This is a genomic window from Nostoc sp. 'Lobaria pulmonaria (5183) cyanobiont' (assembly GCF_002949795.1).
In the GTDB taxonomy this organism is placed as follows: Bacteria; Cyanobacteriota; Cyanobacteriia; order Cyanobacteriales; family Nostocaceae; genus Nostoc.
On record NZ_CP026692.1, the window covers coordinates 793140 to 811684 of the forward strand.

An 18545-nucleotide genomic window follows, 5' to 3' on the forward strand; every position below is an offset into this window, starting at 1 on the left:
TCGGGTTCACCAGTTGCTCATGGGGGAAACCCCCAAGACCGCACTGGCTCACCAATGACTAATGACTAATGACAAAGCTATGCAAATCCCCCGCTTGCACCCAGACACAATTGAGGAAGTTAAACTACGGGCTGATATTGTAGATGTCGTGTCTGAATACGTAGTTTTACGCAAACGAGGAAAGGATTTCGTCGGTTTGTGTCCCTTCCATGATGAGAAATCTCCCAGTTTCACCGTTAGTCAAACCAAGCAAATGTACTATTGCTTCGGCTGTCAAGCTGGGGGAAATGCGATTAAGTTTGTCATGGAGTTGGGAAAGCGTTCTTTTGCTGACGTGGTGCTGGATTTAGCACGGCGTTACCAAGTACCTGTACAAACTCTCGAACCCGAACAACGCCAAGAATTACAGCGTCAGCTATCTTTGCGCGAGCAGTTATATGAAGTTCTAGCAACGTCCGCACAGTTTTATCAACACGCCCTCAGACAATCCCAAGGGCAAAACGCACTTCAATATTTGCAATCTAACCGCCAACTCAAAGAAGAAATTATACAGCAATTTGGTTTAGGTTTTGCCCCCGCAGGTTGGGAAACTCTCTATCGTTATCTAATGGAAGATAAACATTACCCAGTGCAGATACTGGAAAAAGCGGGATTGATTAAGCCACGTAAGGAAGGAGGCGGTTATTATGATGTATTCCGCGATCGCTTGATGATTCCCATTCGTGATGTCCAAGGGCGCGTCATTGCCTTTGGTGGGAGAACTCTAACTGATGAACAGCCTAAATATCTCAATTCACCAGAAACCGAACTTTTTAGTAAAGGTAAAACATTATTTGCCCTCGATCGAGCCAAAGATGGGATTTCTCAACTCGATCAAGCGGTGGTGGTGGAGGGATATTTTGATGCGATCGCTCTCCACGCTGCTGGTATTAATAACGCCGTCGCCTCTCTCGGTACAGCATTAAGTTTAGAACAAGTCCGGTTAATATTACGCTACACCGAATCGAAACAATTAGTACTAAATTTTGATGCTGATAAAGCTGGAACCAATGCAACCGAACGGGCGATCGGTGAAATTGCCGAACTGGCATACAAGGGCGAAGTTCAGCTAAAGATTCTCAATTTACCCGATGGCAAAGATGCTGATGAATATTTGCACCAGCGAACTTCAGAAGATTATGGAGAACTGCTAAAAAATGCGCCACTTTGGCTAGACTGGCAGATTCAGCAAATTATTCAAGACCGAGACTTAAAACAGGCTACTGATTTTCAGCAAGTAACTCAGCAAATAGTCAAATTACTTAAAAATATAGCTAACAGCGATACACGAAATTATTATGTTTCTTATTGTGCTGAAATACTCAGCTTGGGAGATACCAGACTCATACCCCTAAGAGTCGAAAATCTGCTAACTCAAATTGCTCCGGCTGCGGCTACATACTCTAAGCCCGTGTCAGCGAAGAAAGCATGGGGAGGTGGTAAATCTCTACTCCCCATTTCCGACTCCTCACTGCCCACAGAACGCAGCCTTTTAGAACACGCAGAGGCTTTATTATTGCGAATTTACTTGCATTGTCCCGAACAGCGTCAAATGATTGTTGACGAACTAGAGGAGCGAGATTTGCAATTTAGCCTTTCCCACCACCGATTTTTATGGCAACAGATTTTAGAAATTTCATCCGGTGATGGAGAGACGAAAAACTTTGCGTCTCTACCAAATTTAATTTCCCGCCTCCAAGATCGGTTCTTAGAATTTGACAGCGAGATCGGGTTAATTTCTCATTTATTTCATGTGGATGAAAAAAACCAGAAAGAAATACTGCGGACTCCGCAAGTAGTTCAAGCTGCGATCGCTTGTATGGATTTAGTGATGCTTGAAAAACGCTATCGTCACTTTTTGGAACTATGGCAACAAACCGATCCAGAAGCTGAACCAGAGCGGTATCAATATTATTATCAGGCTTTCTACGCTGAAAAAATCAAGCTTCAACAAATAGACCGACAACGTTTATTTTCCATCACAGAGCTAATTTGACACAATAGCAATACTTTCAGTCTTTACTCTTTGCTAATCCCGATTGAACCTTCATCAACACTCAATTGCTGCATCTAATCTATCAACTGCGATCGCACGCCATACCCAGGAGGGAATTGACTGTTGCCAGCCGTTCTGCTGAGTTACAACTGGTCCGGCGATGTAACGTCTCTACACACCATAAAATCCTACGTTATGAATAATATTTCGACAAGCAATAATTGGGACACTTCCCTTTACGAAGATAAACACGCCTTCGTCTGGCAGTATGGCGAAGACTTATTGAAATTACTCAACCCTCAGCCAAGAGAATCGATTTTGGATCTTGGTTGCGGTACTGGACAACTCACAGAAAAAATTGCCCAAGCTGGTGCTGAAGTAATGGGAGTTGATAGCGCACCTGCGATGATTGAAAAGGCAAAAGAAAACTATCCCCATATCCGCTTTGATGTTGCGGATGCGACAAATTTTCAAGTTAAACAGCCTTTTGATGCTGTGTTTTCCAACGCTGTATTACATTGGGTGAAACAAGCAGATAGCGCGATCGGCTCCATACATCAAGCTCTAAAACCCGGAGGACGTTTTGTGGCAGAGTTTGGCGGTAGGGGGAATGTAAAGGCGATCACCACAGCTTTATACAGTGCTTTAGAGTCCATTGGTATCCCTCAGGCACAAGTAGAGAATCCTTGGTATTACCCCAGTATTGGCGAATACAGCAGCCTGTTAGAACAGCAAGGCTTTGATGTCATTTATGCTATCCTGTTTCCTCGCCCAACTCCCCTAGCAGAGGGAGAAGCTGGCATCGCAAACTGGATTAAAATGTTCGCCAGCCCTTTTTTAGCAGGACTTTCACCTGAGCAACAAATACAAATAATTTCCGTCGTTGAGGAATATCTGAAGCCAACACTATATCAACAAGGAACTTGGACAGCAGATTATCGAAGAATTCGCATCGTTGCCATTAAACTATAAAATGTACGATTTTTTACTAGTGCCTTAATTACGAATTACGAATTACGAATTAGTATCAGTTATGCATATACCTAAATTGTGCGATCGCCCTTGGCCTTGGCGCAGCCATCGCCAGACATTATTTTCATTACTACTAACTATTAGCCTCACCACTTTACTAGTCCCGCCTTCATTAGCACAAACCCCCTCAATCCCGTCGCCTTCTAGTGCGCCTTTAGAACTAGACTTATTGACCAAGCCAAAAGACTATATAATCACAGCTACCACCATTCATCCAGAACGATTAACCATTCCCAGTTTATGGTGGGCACAACAAAACTCTGAAAAAAAGCTATTGGATAATTGGATAGCATATCCAGCTTCTAACAAAGAACCTGCACGAGTAGACTTGATCGTGAATCAGCAAATTTGGAGCTTACTAGACAATATAGAGCGCTATAACTTTGTAAATCGCTTGGGTAGCGCTGCACGGAACTTTGGTTACAACGTCCGGGTATTTAATTATCAAAAAGAACCCTTGGCAACCTACACTTGCAACTTTAGTACAAGTCCAGCTTTATGCAGTATCCAAACCACTATTAAGAACAAGATAGGGTTACAGCGTTCTTTGTAGAAAAAAGGGAGTAAGAATTTTAGATTTTAGATTTTAGATTTTAGATTTTGGATTAAATTTCAATCTAAAATTATCAATCCAAAATCTAAAATTGAATTGCCCAATTCCCAATTAAACCTTAATTTTGGCGAATAAAGACTCGTATTGTTTTATTGCTGATGGAGGTAAGGGGAGTAAAAATTCACTTTTATCGAAAACTTTGCGATCGCTCTGTAAAATGCTCCATAATGGTTCTTGGATATCGGAAGCGGCAATATTTGTAGAAATTGGCGAATTACTTTTGGTCAGCACCGAAATTTGTTTAGCTGTGCTTGGTTGCCAACAAAAGTCAATCCATTGATCTGATAAAGTACTCTTAGTAGTAATACCTGCGGGACGTACCCATAAATCTGCCCAGATTGCTGTTCCTGACTGGGGAATAACTGCGCCAAGTTGCGGATAACGTCCTAGAACTGGCAATACATCGCTTGACCAACCAACCGCTAGCCAAGTGTCTCCCATAATTAAAGGTTCTAAGTAGTTATTGGAACTGTAGAACTTCACCTGTTGGTTTAATGTCTGTAATTCCTTTTCCAAGTCTGGTACTTGGTCAAGATTCTCTGTATTATAAGATTTTCCTAGCTTCTTTAAGACTAAACCAATAACTTCTCGTGGTTGATTAAGTAGGGAAATCTGCTGCTGCACTCCATCTCGCCACAAATCACTCCAATCTTTGGGGGTCCATCCCAATTTTCGCAACTTGTCACGGTTATAAACAATCACTGTACTACCCCACCGATAAGGCGCACCCCACACCTTCCCTTGAGTATCCAAGTTACCTTGGTCGTTGCGCGTTACCAGTTGTTTCCACCTTTGATCTAAAGCAGACCACTGCTTTAATTGGTTTCCTTGTACCTCTTGGAGTGGTTGAATCAGTTTCTGCTCAATAGCTGCTTTTAGCCAGTAATCTCCCAATGTCACTAGGTCTGCATCAGCTGTTTTTTGACCTTGCATAAAGGGTATAAAGCGTTTCCATCCCTGCTCATCAGTGGCTTTTGGTTTCTGCTGCCAATTTTGTAATTGCTGAAATAAACCTTGTATCTGCTCAACTGGAGCAAACTTTAACTGCACCTGTTGCTGCAAACCTTTGTGGAACTGATTAACTACCTGACCAGGTATAGAACCTTTTAATAACTGTACTTTTAGTTGCGTCTGGTTGTTTCCACCACAGCCAAAAAGCAGTTGTGAAAGTGCCAGTGTGCTTGTACCTAGCAAAAAAGACCGTCGATCCATTGATTTTGGATTTTGAGATTTTTGATTATACCTAATATTAAGCAGAGATTCAGCAGTGGCTGACTAACTGAAAAAGTGGATCTGGAAAATTATCGGTATTTTTTCTTGATAATACGGTTAATTTTGAATATTTGACTCAAGTTAGCGATTTTTTGGCAAATTTCTACCTAAAGATTAATTTTTATCCATAAATTTACTTGGTGGTACTTATGATGAAACCTTACTTGTATTTAGAAGTAATGATTTAAATGTCACATTTCCACCAAAAATTATCAATACTTAAATAATCCATAAGTATCGTTAAGGTTGGAAGTAAATTGAATAACATAAAGAAAATCTACGAATAAAGGTATTAAATGGAGCTATTACAGCAGCAGATCCTGACTTTAAGCCAAAAGTTAGATGCCGTGTGCCAAGTAATTGAGCAGCTTGATGGTAAAGTCACTCAAACTTTCTCAGAGTGTTCTTTAGCGAATACACAAGCAAAGGATAATAGCCAACAAAATGGCGCGGCTGGAGGCTACCAGTTTAAAGGACGTAACAATTTAAATCCAGAAATGGAACACAAGGATGTGTTGACAGATGGCATTTATCTAGATATGCATCGTCAAAGTGGAGATAATATAACACCAGAAATTCAAATACAACGCCTGACAGCCCAATTAACAGCAGCGTACAATCGCATTGCTGCTTTAGAAGAACAATTACTTAGAGAGAGAATTCACTAAATTTAACCTGAAGTTCAACGAATTCAAAAAATAGATTGAGGTAGGTAAGACAAGCCTTTAGGTTCAATATCGGGTGATGGTTTTATGAGTATATACTTAGATACAAGTAAGTAATCCAGCCATCAAATTGATAAAAAAGTTAAACACACTATTACATATCTTTACGTAATAGTGTGATATATCTACCCATAGGTTTTTAGTAAATACCTCACTATGAAACAAAAAAAAACAACCCGAAGACTGGTGTCGTTAGGGTATTGTATGTTTCAAAAACCAAGATTTTTTTATTAATCTGCGTTTTTCTCATTAGCGTTTTTGGGATCTTGTTATCAAATTGGTTGATGACAAGCCAGACAGCTTTCGCAAAAATTGACCTTTTACAACCTGCTCCCACTCAACCGTTAGGCTATTACGACTATTTCGGCAAACTGCTGAGTCCTCAAGAAGCATCACAACTAGTTGCAAATAAGGGACTCAATCCCAATAATCCCATTTCCTATCAACGGGTAGGGGCAGTTAAAATTACTAAGGGATTAATCGCCCAAGGTGAAGATATATTCTTAAACCGGAAGATTGGTGATACATTTGGTTTACAAGGGGTATTTGGTTTAGGGCAAGGCTTTAATGTTCTATCAAATGAAATAGGTGCAGCGATCGCTAATTTGCACGGGCAATCAACGACAAACCTAAAAATTACCCTTCAGAAGGATTTAACCATTGGTAGTCGAACTTTCCCCAGAGGGACTGTTATTCCTACAGGTTTAAAAATTCCAAAGGGACAGAGTGTTGCACTAGGAACCACACCTAATGGTGGTAATATTACCTGTGCGCTTTGTCATGCAACTCTTTCTAGTGATGGCAAAACTCTTTCAGGAGTAGCGAATGGAGAACTAGCCATCCCTTTGTTCATTGCCTTATCATCAAATACAGCCGCAGGGTTTGCGCGGTTAAACTTCAATCCCCTAGATCCACAATATAAAGGCAATGGTAAGACTATTATTGACAGTAAAGGTCATAAGGTAGAATTACCCGATCCTGACAAGTTAGAAAAAGCCTTTGACGATGCTGTGCTAGATGTACCTTTCGGTCATTTCGAAAGTTCACCAGATGGCATTAGAGATAGTACTCAAATCCCCAGTCTCTTCACGTTTAAAAATCATCCTTATGCAGCATCAGGAGAAGGAGCCGCTGGCCCATTTGCTGGACTGAGCGCTCTTAATAATGGTGTTCACTCTTCAGAAATTAATCTGTTGGCAGCTGCTCAACTCAGTGCAGATACTCTTGGTATTGACCCAGAGGTTTATATTGGTACATTTCTTCAAAACGCTGCCGTTAAGAGCCTACGTTTACCAGAAGGAATGATAGTAAAACCCTCAGAATGGCTGCGAGGGATAATTGCACCGAATCCTACACAAGCAGAATTAGAAGACCAAATTCCTGCCCCTGACACAGGAACTTACCCAAACCTACGACCCAGTTTGTTTACTTTAAACGGTTTGGTTTTCAGCCCAAATACTGGAAAGCCTGGTGATATTGCCAGCGGCTCCTTTTTATTTGCTAGCAACGCCATGTCTGCTTTTCAAAATAGCTTAGTACCACCTGCTAACCAAACTTCGGAAAACTGGCAAGCGTTGAACAGCAATTCTGTTAAGCGTGGCGCAAAAGTTTTTGAGAAAGCTAATTGTGCAACTTGCCATATTCCACCCTTCTTCACTGACAACAAAATTCATCCACTTGATGAAATTCGTACTAACCCAGCCCGTGCTGAGTCTCACTTAGCGCTGAATAAATTGTTAGTACCACCTAAGCTATACACTTTTAACACTCCCGTTCCCATACCTGCTAAGGCTGAAGTGCTGGATGTACCAACGCAGGATATCTCCGATACTCCCACAACTCTACCCAAAGGTATATTGCCAAAAGGCGGTTACAAAACTACTACATTACGTGGTCTTTATGTAAGCGCCCCATATTTGCACGATGGTGGTGCAGCAGTACGGGCAGGAAGCCTGAAATTTGACTCAAATGGTAGTTTCACCGTTGTTAACAAGAGTGGCTTAGGGCTATCTGGGACTCTCAGTCAAGGTATACCTGCCGATCCTGCTAGCAGCTTACGTGCCTTGGTCGATCGCGATCTTCGTGCCTTAGTTGTGAAAGCTAACAAAGCTAACCCTGCTTTAGTGCGTAGTAACCTTGATGGCACAGGTCATTACTTCTACGTAGATAGACAGTCTGGGTTTAATTCCAACCAGCAAGCAGACCTGATTAATTTCTTGCTGGCACTTGATGACAATCCTGGAAGTTTTTAATCAAGCTACGGTTGATATCATATCCTAATACCAAGTTGTCTAGTGATACATCATGAAGGCGACTTGGTATTACTTTAAGTAAGAGGAAGATGGCAGGCATAACGCAATCTAGATCGGAAATGCACTGTAAACCTTACAGATAGATATAGGACTCCGATTTGATTTTTGAAAATATACTGAGACTGAAAAGCGCGTTTTATCAGGGTTTCATTTGAAATCTTGTTCAGAAATCAGACAGGAGTTTTATACCTTTATGAGGCTGCTTCTGGGAAGCTAGTGCTTGCTTTCGCTTTGTCCACCAGCCAAAACCAAGAGCAACCAATGAGCCACTTACTGTGTAGGGTTCGGGAACAGGACGTGGAGTGACAACACTAAAGCTGCCATAATCTACGTTGCTTGAAAGCTCTGAATAACCTTCATCCAAACTACTGTAAAATACGTTAACGTTGCCATTTCCGTCTTCCCCGCTTCCAGAAACCAGGTAAGAAAAACCGTTCTTGGTTAGCAGCGGCGTACTTGTATTTAAAAAATTATCATTGATTCCGTATATACCTGGTGAAAGTAGCCCGATGATTGTCTCAGTAATTCCTTGGGCTGTCCTTGTTCCCGTTATTCCTGTGATTGTGTAATTGTTTTTTATCGGATCTAGATCGGTGGTTGTAAGGGTGCCGCTAGCAGAAATCGCTGTACCATTTGGTTGATAACTGGGAAAAGAGTACTGAAAATCAAATAGTTGTACAGCTTGGACTGGAGAAGATGCACCGACATAAGTGATACCTATAACAGCACTGACGGTAGCAATACCAAGATTTATGACTAATTCCATCAGATAATTCTCCTGAAAAACTAGAAGGTAAAGAAAGTTGTATATAGCAATCCTATTTGATTTGCTCTCCACTTAAAGGCTCAGAACCCCTAACTTCTTCAAGAAGTTGAGGTTCTTTTTGTTCATAACTCCTGCACGGATTACTATAGTTCAAATTGCTATAAAGACGATCTTACGTACAGACACGCAGAAAAGACCTCTCCCTGGTTTCACTACGTAAAATTGCCCCTCTCCGACTTGCAGAAAGACAGATTTTAATCTTTAATTCAAGGCAATACTTAGCTGTTCAAGTTGGGCTTCAATGGCTGCCAAAAGTTGGTATTGCTGCCAATCTTGGCTAAGATGGGCGGCTATGCAAGCGGCTCCAGCACCCATACCTTCTTTGACAAAGCCCTGCTCATAGGCTCTCAGTTGGGGATAATGAGAATCAGCAAAGCTTAGATGAGTTGCTAATAGAGAAGGGGTTTCTCCACTCGGAGTTAAGCTGTTTTTTCCTAAGTTAAGGGCTAAGTCAACTGTAGCGCCAGTAGGATCTTCAGCCACCCAGCGGGTTGTGCCTACAACTACTGCTTTTGGTTGCCATGATAAGGCGTAAGCTTGAGCGATCGCACTCATCAACGCATAAACAGCCAACATTTGCGTCCCTCCAGCCATCATCACACCACAACTACGGCTAGCAGCGATCGCCATTCCAGCTACCACCACTTGCATCGGATCGCCCACAGCAGCTACGAGTTCTAGGGGATCTACAAAATTTGGGATTTGAGATTGGAATATCTCATCCTGCTCCCTGCCCCCTGCTCCCTGCCCCCTGCTCCCCTTCATCTTCTCCAGCCCCGTTTGCACTAGTGCCCACTTTTGTGCGTGGTTACAAACAGGGTGGCTACTGTTAACTTTTCCGGCAGCATCTATACCTAAACCAGTTAAGATTGCCAGGGCAGTTGTAGTACCTCCGACGACGCACTCACCGACAATCAGATACCCCTGTTGGATATTGGCAGCTAGGTGTTCTCCCCAAAGTAGCCCTTGTTCAAACAAGTGATGTACTGTTGTAATTTCCATCGCAGCACCTCCACTTAAACACTTAGCAGGAGCGCCACCCAAATCAATTACTGGCACAGCAGGAGGCTGTGGTAAACCAGCATTAAATAAATGAACTGGTATCTTTAATGACTCAAAAACAGCGCGAGAAATCAGCACAGGTGAAGCCCCAGCCGCTAATGGTGGTAAGGGATATTGGGCTTTATGTTCTGGGCCGTAATACAAAAACTCAGCATCGGCACAAGCAGTATATTTTCGATCCTCTGGAGTGCGACCAGCTGCTGAAATCCCTGGAATTAAACCAGTTTCAGTAAATCCTAAAACACAAGCAAATACGGGTAGACAACCACGATACCTTCGCAGCCATTGTTCACCCTGTTCTTTTTGGGTATAAATACTAATTTGGGAATTAGGCATAGGGCATTGGTTATTAGTTAGGACTCATCATTTAACCAATGACAAATAACAAATGACAAATGACTAATAATTATCCTTCATAATCCATGAGAACTTGTACCCAGTGTGGTGGGCGGGGAATGGGGTTGCCCAGGCGGTCAAAAAGCAACCATGCTGCCAGGTGTACCACAAAAAGGTAGATAAAGTTGTTGAGTATAATTAAGGCGATCGCTCCCACTTGAATCAAAAATACACTGGGACTCGCCAACAAACTCAAGTTAAAAAATACCCACTCAATGAACTCAGTTACCTGGGTAATCACATAAATCCACAAGTCTTCACCTGACAAAACAGACAGCAACCACAGGCGAAAAAAGACTCCTAAAGTACCTAATAGCGTACCCAATGTGATAGAAACAATCCAGGGAACACGACGACGACACCACGTAGCGCCCAAAAGCACGCCCATAAACCCGTAGGGCATGACAAACAGTAAACTGCGGGCTGGCCCCATCAATACCGTCAGCAGTAACCCAGAGGTGAGTGCTGCCATCCATGCCGCACGTTTGCCCCAACGCAGATAAACTAGAGCGATCGGCACTGGAAAAAATATCCGCAAAACTGGGCCCAAAGGAAAGTAAAAATTAATAAACCAAATTAAGCTAGCAGTACTGGCTAAAAATGCCGTTTCCACCATCCTCAAGGGCGCATCAGCTTTGATTTGAGGGGGCATTAACTGCTGTTCTTTATCTAACCAATGATTCTGAGGAGTTGGAGATTCAGAAGATGGATCTTCCTCCGGTTCATCTGGGAGAGAATCTAAAATACTCATATCTGACAAGTTTTTAAACGATCATTCTTTCTAAAGCTGACAAATCGGGAATACAAATAGTGTCTTGATCCCGTTTAATCAAGCCTTTTTTTTCTAGCCTTGTCAATACTCGTGTCACCGTTTCCCGCGCCAGTCCGCTCAAACTACTCAATTCCCGATGAGGTAAATTGGGGATTTCGGTTCCGGTTTGCCCTTTTTTTCCCTGTCCTTCTGCCAAAAATAACAACGTATCTGCCACCCTTGACTGGCTATCAGATTCCCGCAACCGCAATCGGCGATTTACTTGCCGCAAACGTCGTGCCATTAGTTGCGCCAATCGAACTCCCGCCAAGGGTTCTATCTGAAGTAATTTGACAAAATCCTGAGCAGGCATACTACCAATTACCGTTGGGGCTAAGGTAATCACATCCGTGGATCGAGGTGCTTCATCTAGCGCCGCCATTTCACCAAACAATTCACCTTTGCCAATAATATTCAGCGTTACCTCTTTTCCTTCCAGATTGTAGGTGCGAATTTTTACCCATCCGTCCATAATAAAATACACAGAACCACCCCAGTCATTTTCCAGTAGAATCACCTGATTGGCTGGGTGAGTGCGGGTAACGAGATGGGTGAGGGCTGATTCCACAGCAGTTTCTGGCAACCCTTGAAAAAAGGGAGCGGAGGTGATCATCCAGGAATTAGCCTGTGCTTGCAAGCTATATCGATCTTCCATTACGACATCTTTAATTCAAGCTGCTATGTACACACAAAAAACAGGAGCGCCATTTGTAGCCTAAGCTATCATTGCACAGCTCCCTTTCAAAGAAAAAACTAAACTATGCTACACAAGAAAGCGACAAGAAGTTTTTCTAAATAATCTTTACCTATAAGTTTAAACGGAGTAAAAGTTTTGCAAAAAGTAGTTGATAGCCGGCGGTTATATTGCTTAGGGCTAGCTGCACTGCAAACTTGATTAGTTATGAATATAGGCAAACAACATTAATGATACTAAAGGGAGTAAATTATTGCTCAGGTATTTTAGCGATTTTCAAAAATAGGCAACCAATGACCTGCAAAATTAAGCTTTTCGAGCAAAGGCTGTCTGAAGAGGACAAGGAGAGGGGGAGACAAGGAGATGGGGGACAAAGAGAAACTTTTTTCCTTGTTTTCTTGGATGATTGAAGATTGCCACGACTCCCAGTAATCCATAACATAATGACAGTCACAAGTCCAAGCAGCGGCTTTTGCCACTCAAAACTTCTCCTATGGTCGACCCTGCGCACAGCAAGATCCCCATAGGGATGCAGTGATTGTAAAGTAATTGTCACATTAGTTGACATAGATTTATACATAAGGTAGAAAAGTGACTTTTAGTACAGATGAAATTCAAAAGCTGATCGCAGACATTGACAACTTACTTGCCAGCGGTGGCAAGCGCCTGTCTAAATTTCTGTCTGGTCAGGCGCAAGAGCCTAAAGAAGTTTTAGAGCGAATTCGCGACTTCTTGGTGAGGTTACAAGAAAAAGAAGCATTAGAGAGCAGCATCTCAAAAGAGTCTTCTGAAGAACCGCGTTCGCCCTTGGCGTTGGCGGAGCCATCGCCTTTGTTAACAAAATTTATCGATCGCGATTACAACCAATATCCACTACCGCAGCTCAAACCTAGTCAGGAACCGAGTACTATTGGCGCCGGAGAATTAAATAATGAATTTTCGAGATTGATTCAGCCGTTGCGATCGGAATTAGAATTGCTTTTGCAAGAGCGAGCCACCCTCATACAGGAAATTCGGCAGCTAGAGCAAAAGCGATTGCAAAACTACTCCTTAGCGCAGCAGTTGACAAACCAGGAGCAAATGATTACCGAGTTTTTACAGGTACTCATGAGTCGCCTTGTGCCAACTTTAACACCACTGATCGGACAGACGGGAGAAAATTCTGCCAGTTCTTCAGGAGGAATTAATTACGCAACCTCTGCAAATCAATCTTTGTTAGAATCCCCTGAAGGTGTAGAGCGGTTAACCCAGCTAGCCAGGGAGTTGGATCAACGCCTATTATCACTAGATGGGACGGTGAATGTAGTGTTTGAAGCACTACAGCGCAACATTAATACTTATTACGAATCCCTGTCGCAAGCACTGGCAAGAATGCATAGCAAGGGGATGCAAGGCGAACAGCTGATGGCCAGCTTTGTCAACAATTTGACCGAGCATTTGCAGCAATCCCCTAGTTTGCGGTCATCTTTGCTAGCAGGAGAATCTGAAACACTACCATCATTGACTGAACCAGTCGAGATCGCTACTGGAGTTGCACCCCAACTCTTGGAGCTTATACAGCCAGAAACTTCATCTCCACTCACAATTAATTCTGAGCTACAGGAGACTAGCCTCACAGAGGATCTAGATGCAGTGCTATTGCAGCTTGGTGTAGACTCATCTGAATATTCTCAAACCCCGACCGAATTACCGCAAGATATTTCTGCGGCAATTGGTGATGAAGTAGATCAACTTTATGCCAGTTTGTTTGATGCTGGTGATGTTAATAATCCCAGCCTTGATGTTCCCACAAATGACTTATCTGCTTCCACAGCTTCTCCGTCACCGTTGAACATCGCCCAGGCCCCACCTCTCTCTCCAACGGTGGATTCTGCGGTTGTGACAGCAGATACGGGTCTTTCAACCCAAGAGACTTTAGGAGAAACCACAGATTCCTCAGAGCCACAGGAAGAACTATTTTTTGGAGAGGATACTGACCTAAACTCACCTCTTAGTTTTTCTACTCCACAAATAGATAGTTTGCCACAAATCGACACTCAGCCAGCTAGTGTTGATACAATTAATACCCTAACTGACCTATTGCCTGATGCCGATAGTGAAGTGCAACTGCTGGAAGTCTCATCTTCTGTGGATAATGCCACAACTACAGCAACTGATTTATTGCCTAATGCCGATAGTGAAGTGCAACTGTTGGAAATCTCATCTTCTGTGGACAATGCCACAACTACAGCAGCAGTGACTCCAAAAGTAGCAGAAATTTCGTTGGTAGAGCCTACTGAAGATATCACCACATCGGAAGTATTAATTAACAACGATCGCTCCGAGCTGTCTTCAGATAACTACATTGCTGCTTCACCCCAGGAAAACTTACTTTCTATTGAGTCAAATCAGTCTCCAGCCGTACCAGATATTTCTTTAGATGAAGAACAGTTGCAGCAATTAGATCGGGATTTGGCTAATTTTGATCGGCAGCTAAATTCTGAATCGCAGCCAGCTAATAACTTGGATGTTTTCTCGGAACTATTTGATAACATTCAAGACACAATCCCCACAACTTCCCCTGAAGATCCCCAAATAGCAGAGAATACATCAACTAATGCTTTCTCAAGTTTGGCAGTTCCCCAGGTAGAAACTGAAAAAAAAAAGGAAGTCACAACTCCTGTTCCAGAAAGTTCTTTACCTCCAATTGCCAACTCCATAAATAATCCAGAAGTTTCGCCCAATATTCTAGAATCAGTCTGGTATTTAGGAATTGATTTAGGTACAACAGGAATTTCCGCCGCATTATTAAATCGCTCGACTTTTGTTGTACATCCTATCTACTGGTCAGCAGAAAATCCGCCGGAAATAAGTTCCTTTCAGCAATCGTTTCGTTTACCAACAGAGGTTTATCTGCCTATAGCTTCTGTACCCCACGGTGAGAACGAAACTATCGAAGCACATGAGCAGACAGCACCGGCGGCTGTTGCCCAAGATAAAGTGCCCGATCGCTCGGCTACCACTCCTGCAACACCGAAATCGACAGCAGATCCGACGAAAAACAATCTCTACTCGGCACAGTTGAAGCCTTATCTACAAGTAGCCATTCCCTACAAGAGCGAACGACAGAAATGGGAACCTGTTTTGCAATTAAATGAATTTTCGGCAGGGCCTTTGATTTGGGTTGTGCGATCGCTCTCTAAATTACTATTAACCCTCAAATCCGAAAAAACAAGTACCACCCCTAGTTTAATGGCTGCTGCTGTTGGGATCAGCGAACAAAATTTTCCCCAGATTATCAATAATATTGCGGGTGTAATTTGCACCTGTCCATCTAGCTGGTCGGAACAATACCGCTTTAACGTGCGGGAAGCTTTACTCACTAGCAAACTCATTCAACATCCGCAGCAAGTCTTTTTTGTCGAAGAAGCGATCGCTAGTCTACTCCCAGAACTCGATGCTGTTAATGGTGAGCAAGTAAAACTAAGCGATGCTCAAGGTTCTCATCCAGCAAAAACCAGCGAACATCCCATTGTTGGCAACACCCTTGTGATTAACATTGGGACAACTGCCACAGAAATGTTGCTGGTGAATCTACCAGAAACCTTGCAGCAGTTGACATACAATGATTTCATGCTCCACAGTTTTGCTTATGCTGGCAAGGGTATTGAACAAGATATAATCTGCCAGCTGCTATTGCCACCGAAATCTCGGCAATCACGCCTAGAAACACCAAGCGATGCCTACGGCGGGCTACGCCTACGCAAAACTACCACGAGTAATCCTTGGCAATGGCAACCGTCAATTCCCGGTTTAGACCAAATGCGTTGGCAGACTTTAGGGTTGGAAGAATTAGAACTACCCAGAGTTGGAGAACCAGATATCACCGCTCGAATTCGCCTTCAGCAGCGTCTAGAAAGTTCTCTACTGGGACAGGCGGTATTAGATGCAGCATTAGCCCTAAAACTGATTTTGCAACACCAAGACTCTTTTACCCTAGAATTAGCCGATCAGCGGTGGATTTTGCAGCGACGAGACTTAGAAAGCCAGGTATTTATCCCCTTTGTGCGCCGCCTGAACCGAGAACTCAACAAGTTATTGGTAGCTCGTGGCATTCCCACAGAAGCCATTAATCAAGCTATCCTGACTGGTGGAGTGGCTTGTGTTGGGACGGTGAACCGCTGGTTACGCCAAAAACTTCCCAGCACTAAGATTATTCAAGATTTATATCTCGGCGAAAACGGCGCTCCCAATTGCAGCCGGGTTGCTTATGGTTTGGCGATGCTGCCTCTGCATCCCCAGATTTTAGATATACCCAGGCAACAATACACTGATTATTTCTTGTTTACAGAATTGTTGCGATTGCTACCAGACCGCCCCTTATCTTTCGGTGAAGTTATCCAGTTATTTGAGGGTCGTGGGATTAATACTCGCATTTGTCAGCAACGGCTGCTGGCTTTTTTGGAAGGTGAACTGCCTTCCGGTTTGATACCGTCAGTCACAGAATCAACCTGGCTTACCCAGAGTTCGCAAGAAAATCCTGACTATCAGGCGATCGCCACAGCACCACTTTTTGAAAAACAAGGGAGTCTGACTTATCGTCCCAATTCTCAACAACTGTTGTCTTTGCGTCGCTATCTAGATGCAATCAAGGCTAGCAATCAGCAATCACTGGAGGAACCATATACGGTGAATTTCGCCTTAGAGGTTTAGAGGTCGATCGTTGAGACTAGTACATCGCGCTAGAAATAAGAATAATACTCAAAATTCCAAATGCTCATAACGTAAGCATTTGGAATTTTTCAAAGTACTACTAATACTTCAAGACAGTAATTTTTTGGATGTGTACGATAGTAGTATCTTTTTATTAGATGGCGAAAATACCGTAAATTTACAATCTATCACTCTAATTGAAAGATTCTGTAAATTTTAGGTTTTTGGTTTTTATATTGGTTAAAATTTGTGTATGTTAACACTCAGTAGGAGCGACAATAGTAGTAAAAATCGCCTAAAAATCATCTCTATGTCTACACTACTAATGTAAAAATTCCTATTATAAAATAAGTTAGCCCTTGTGAATAATCTTTATCTTTATTCAGTTAATTGTTTGCAACAGTCTTCACATCCGTCAACGTTAAGCGTGAGAAAACGATTAATTGACATTATTGGAGCCATTGTGGGGCTGATTGTTACATTTATGATAGCAATTCCCGTAGCAATTGCTACCTTTATTCATGAGCCAAGTCCAATATTTTATTCTCAAATTCGTTGTGGTTTAAACGGAAAAACTTTCCGCATCTGGAAATTTCGCTCCATGATAGTCGATGCTGATAAACTCAAGCATTTGGTTGAGAACCAAGCTAAAGGTCACATCTTTAAATCCATTGACGATCCTCGCATTACTCCTGTTGGTAAATTTTTACGGCGTACTAGCTTGGATGAATTCCCTCAATTTTGGAATGTTTTGTTAGGGGACATGAGTTTAGTTGGTACACGTCCACCTACTCCTGATGAAGTCAATAATTACGATCCACACCACTGGGATAGATTGCGAGTAAAACCAGGAATTACTGGAGAATGGCAAGCTAATGGGCGTTCTAGTATTACAGACTTTGAAACCATTGTCAAAATGGATATGGATTATCAACACAAGTGGTCTGTAACTTATGACTTGAGTCTGATTGTTAAAACTATCTGGGTGGTATTTAAAAAGACTGGTGCTTATTGAATTGGGCATTGGGCATTAATTATTTCTCCCTCATCTTCCTCATCTACCACTTTCTTATTCTGACTTCTGAATTCTTCTTCACCCCTTGACGCCGCTACCTGTTTCTGTAGGTACAATATAACGTTGTAAGAACAGAAATAGTAATAATACTGGGGCGATCGCAATCACTGAGCCAGCAGCTACCAATCGCCAGTCAAGGGAAAATGTCCCTGCTAGCTTGTTAACTCCCAAGGGAAGGGTGTATAAATTTTCGTCTTTTATGACAATTAAAGGCCACAAAAAGTCACTCCAAGCACCGATAAATACGAAAATAGCTAAAGTTACCAGTGCTGGGCGAACTGCTGGTAACATAATGTGCCACCATAATCCTAACTCTGAGCTACCATCCATCCGGGCGGCTTCTTCTATTTCTTTGGGGACACTCATAAAAGCTTGGCGCAACAGAAAAATGCCAAAGGCAGAAGCTAAACTCGGAAAAATCATCCCTAAATAACTATTTGTCAAACCTAACTGGACTGTCAAAATATAGAGGGGAATCATCACGATTTGGAAGGGAATCATAATCGTGGAGACGATCGCTACAAAAATCCAGTCTCGCCCCACAAACGACAATCTTGCCAACGGATAGGCAGCTAAAGCGCAAAACAGTAGGTTTAAGCCCACAGTCAGTACTGATACCAAGGTACTGTTATACAGGTATTGTCCAAAAGGTAGAGAGTTCCACACACTAGAGAAATTATTTAGTGTCGGTTGACTAGGTAGCAACTGTGGCGGCGACTGAAAAATATTTTCCGTCGGCGATTTCAGGGCTGTACTAATTAGCCATAGTAAAGGAAAGAGCATCAACAGTGCGATCGCTCCCAACAGCGCATACATTAACAGAATTTGCGATCGTGATTTTTTTCGGTTTAGCATTTGATTAATATAGGAAATTATCTTTTTTGAAAATTAAATAATGATATGCTCAAATTAAAAAGTATTAACTGTTAAAGTTTCAGCAGGGTGACATACTGAATTGAGTCAGACATAGCTTTACTTGAGAATTTGATTAATTTGATTC

13 protein-coding genes are annotated in these 18545 nt (G+C 42.4%); 7 read left to right on the forward strand and 6 right to left on the reverse strand.

The features are described 5' to 3' along the window. The first annotated feature begins 79 nt into the window (after positions 1 to 79). The 3 genes from dnaG (at position 80) to NLP_RS03350 (ending at position 3620) form a co-directional block, all read left to right on the forward strand. On the forward strand, positions 80 to 2035 hold the full coding sequence (dnaG, locus tag NLP_RS03340) for a DNA primase (protein WP_104909760.1): 1956 nt from the start codon (positions 80 to 82) through the stop codon (positions 2033 to 2035). Between the two features lie 195 nt (positions 2036 to 2230). Further along, a complete protein-coding gene (locus NLP_RS03345) occupies positions 2231 to 3007 on the forward strand; it encodes a class I SAM-dependent methyltransferase (protein WP_104905141.1) in 777 nt (258 codons plus the stop codon). Between the two features lie 61 nt (positions 3008 to 3068). After that, positions 3069 to 3620, forward strand: coding sequence for a hypothetical protein (locus NLP_RS03350; RefSeq protein WP_104905142.1), 552 nt, complete (start codon positions 3069 to 3071; stop codon positions 3618 to 3620). Between the two features lie 111 nt (positions 3621 to 3731). Here the strand turns inward: NLP_RS03350 and NLP_RS03355 are convergent, their stop codons facing one another. Beyond that, positions 3732 to 4892: an extracellular solute-binding protein gene (locus NLP_RS03355; protein ID WP_104905143.1), complete on the reverse strand. Its 1161-nt coding sequence runs from the start codon at positions 4890 to 4892 to the stop codon at positions 3732 to 3734. Positions 4893 to 5248: 356 nt separating this feature from the next. On the opposite strand from NLP_RS03355, the gene NLP_RS03360 reads away from it, so the two are divergent. Further along, on the forward strand, positions 5249 to 5620 hold the full coding sequence (locus NLP_RS03360; RefSeq protein WP_104905144.1) for a hypothetical protein: 372 nt from the start codon (positions 5249 to 5251) through the stop codon (positions 5618 to 5620). A 341-nt stretch (positions 5621 to 5961) separates the two neighbouring features. Then, positions 5962 to 7929 carry a di-heme oxidoredictase family protein gene (locus NLP_RS03365; RefSeq protein ID WP_199784752.1) on the forward strand — a complete coding sequence of 656 codons (1968 nt, stop codon included), beginning with the start codon at positions 5962 to 5964 and terminating at the stop codon, positions 7927 to 7929. Positions 7930 to 8152: 223 nt separating this feature from the next. On the opposite strand, the gene NLP_RS03370 is transcribed toward NLP_RS03365, so the two are convergent. The 4 genes from NLP_RS03370 to NLP_RS03385 form a co-directional block, all read right to left on the reverse strand. Beyond that, entirely contained in the window at positions 8153 to 8755 is a 603-nt protein-coding gene (locus NLP_RS03370) for a PEP-CTERM sorting domain-containing protein (protein ID WP_104905146.1), read from the reverse strand. A gap of 261 nt (positions 8756 to 9016) precedes the next feature. Then, the gene (cobT, locus tag NLP_RS03375) at positions 9017 to 10213 is read right to left on the reverse strand and encodes a nicotinate mononucleotide-dependent phosphoribosyltransferase CobT (RefSeq protein ID WP_104905147.1); all 1197 of its coding nucleotides are present in this window, start codon (positions 10211 to 10213) and stop codon (positions 9017 to 9019) included. 70 nt (positions 10214 to 10283) lie between these two features. Further along, a complete protein-coding gene (locus NLP_RS03380) occupies positions 10284 to 11024 on the reverse strand; it encodes a DUF2232 domain-containing protein (RefSeq protein WP_104905148.1) in 741 nt (246 codons plus the stop codon). 13 nt (positions 11025 to 11037) lie between these two features. Continuing rightward, complete coding sequence (locus tag NLP_RS03385) at positions 11038 to 11739, reverse strand: Crp/Fnr family transcriptional regulator (RefSeq protein ID WP_104905149.1); 702 nt, start codon at positions 11737 to 11739, stop codon at positions 11038 to 11040. Positions 11740 to 12369: 630 nt separating this feature from the next. On the opposite strand from NLP_RS03385, the gene NLP_RS03395 reads away from it, so the two are divergent. Both NLP_RS03395 and NLP_RS03400 read left to right on the forward strand, forming a co-directional pair. Then, the gene (locus tag NLP_RS03395) at positions 12370 to 16470 is read left to right on the forward strand and encodes a hypothetical protein (protein WP_104905151.1); all 4101 of its coding nucleotides are present in this window, start codon (positions 12370 to 12372) and stop codon (positions 16468 to 16470) included. A gap of 361 nt (positions 16471 to 16831) precedes the next feature. Continuing rightward, on the forward strand, positions 16832 to 17485 hold the full coding sequence (locus NLP_RS03400) for a sugar transferase (protein ID WP_104905152.1): 654 nt from the start codon (positions 16832 to 16834) through the stop codon (positions 17483 to 17485). Between the two features lie 78 nt (positions 17486 to 17563). Here the strand turns inward: NLP_RS03400 and NLP_RS03405 are convergent, their stop codons facing one another. Continuing rightward, positions 17564 to 18400 carry a carbohydrate ABC transporter permease gene (locus NLP_RS03405; RefSeq protein ID WP_104905153.1) on the reverse strand — a complete coding sequence of 279 codons (837 nt, stop codon included), beginning with the start codon at positions 18398 to 18400 and terminating at the stop codon, positions 17564 to 17566. Positions 18401 to 18545 lie beyond the last annotated feature (145 nt).

What these genes read in the sequence shown, in the direction of transcription:
- dnaG (WP_104909760.1), top strand. Translation starts at nt 80, where the DNA reads ATGCAAATCCCCCGCTTGCACCCAGACACAATTGAGGAAGTTAAACTA.
- NLP_RS03405 (WP_104905153.1), bottom strand. Translation starts at nt 18,400, where the DNA reads ATGCTAAACCGAAAAAAATCACGATCGCAAATTCTGTTAATGTATGCG.
- cobT (WP_104905147.1), bottom strand. Translation starts at nt 10,213, where the DNA reads ATGCCTAATTCCCAAATTAGTATTTATACCCAAAAAGAACAGGGTGAA.
- NLP_RS03345 (WP_104905141.1), top strand. Translation starts at nt 2,231, where the DNA reads ATGAATAATATTTCGACAAGCAATAATTGGGACACTTCCCTTTACGAA.
- NLP_RS03350 (WP_104905142.1), top strand. Translation starts at nt 3,069, where the DNA reads ATGCATATACCTAAATTGTGCGATCGCCCTTGGCCTTGGCGCAGCCAT.
- NLP_RS03365 (WP_199784752.1), top strand. Translation starts at nt 5,962, where the DNA reads ATGACAAGCCAGACAGCTTTCGCAAAAATTGACCTTTTACAACCTGCT.
- NLP_RS03370 (WP_104905146.1), bottom strand. Translation starts at nt 8,755, where the DNA reads ATGGAATTAGTCATAAATCTTGGTATTGCTACCGTCAGTGCTGTTATA.
- NLP_RS03355 (WP_104905143.1), bottom strand. Translation starts at nt 4,892, where the DNA reads ATGGATCGACGGTCTTTTTTGCTAGGTACAAGCACACTGGCACTTTCA.
- NLP_RS03380 (WP_104905148.1), bottom strand. Translation starts at nt 11,024, where the DNA reads ATGAGTATTTTAGATTCTCTCCCAGATGAACCGGAGGAAGATCCATCT.
- NLP_RS03385 (WP_104905149.1), bottom strand. Translation starts at nt 11,739, where the DNA reads ATGGAAGATCGATATAGCTTGCAAGCACAGGCTAATTCCTGGATGATC.
- NLP_RS03360 (WP_104905144.1), top strand. Translation starts at nt 5,249, where the DNA reads ATGGAGCTATTACAGCAGCAGATCCTGACTTTAAGCCAAAAGTTAGAT.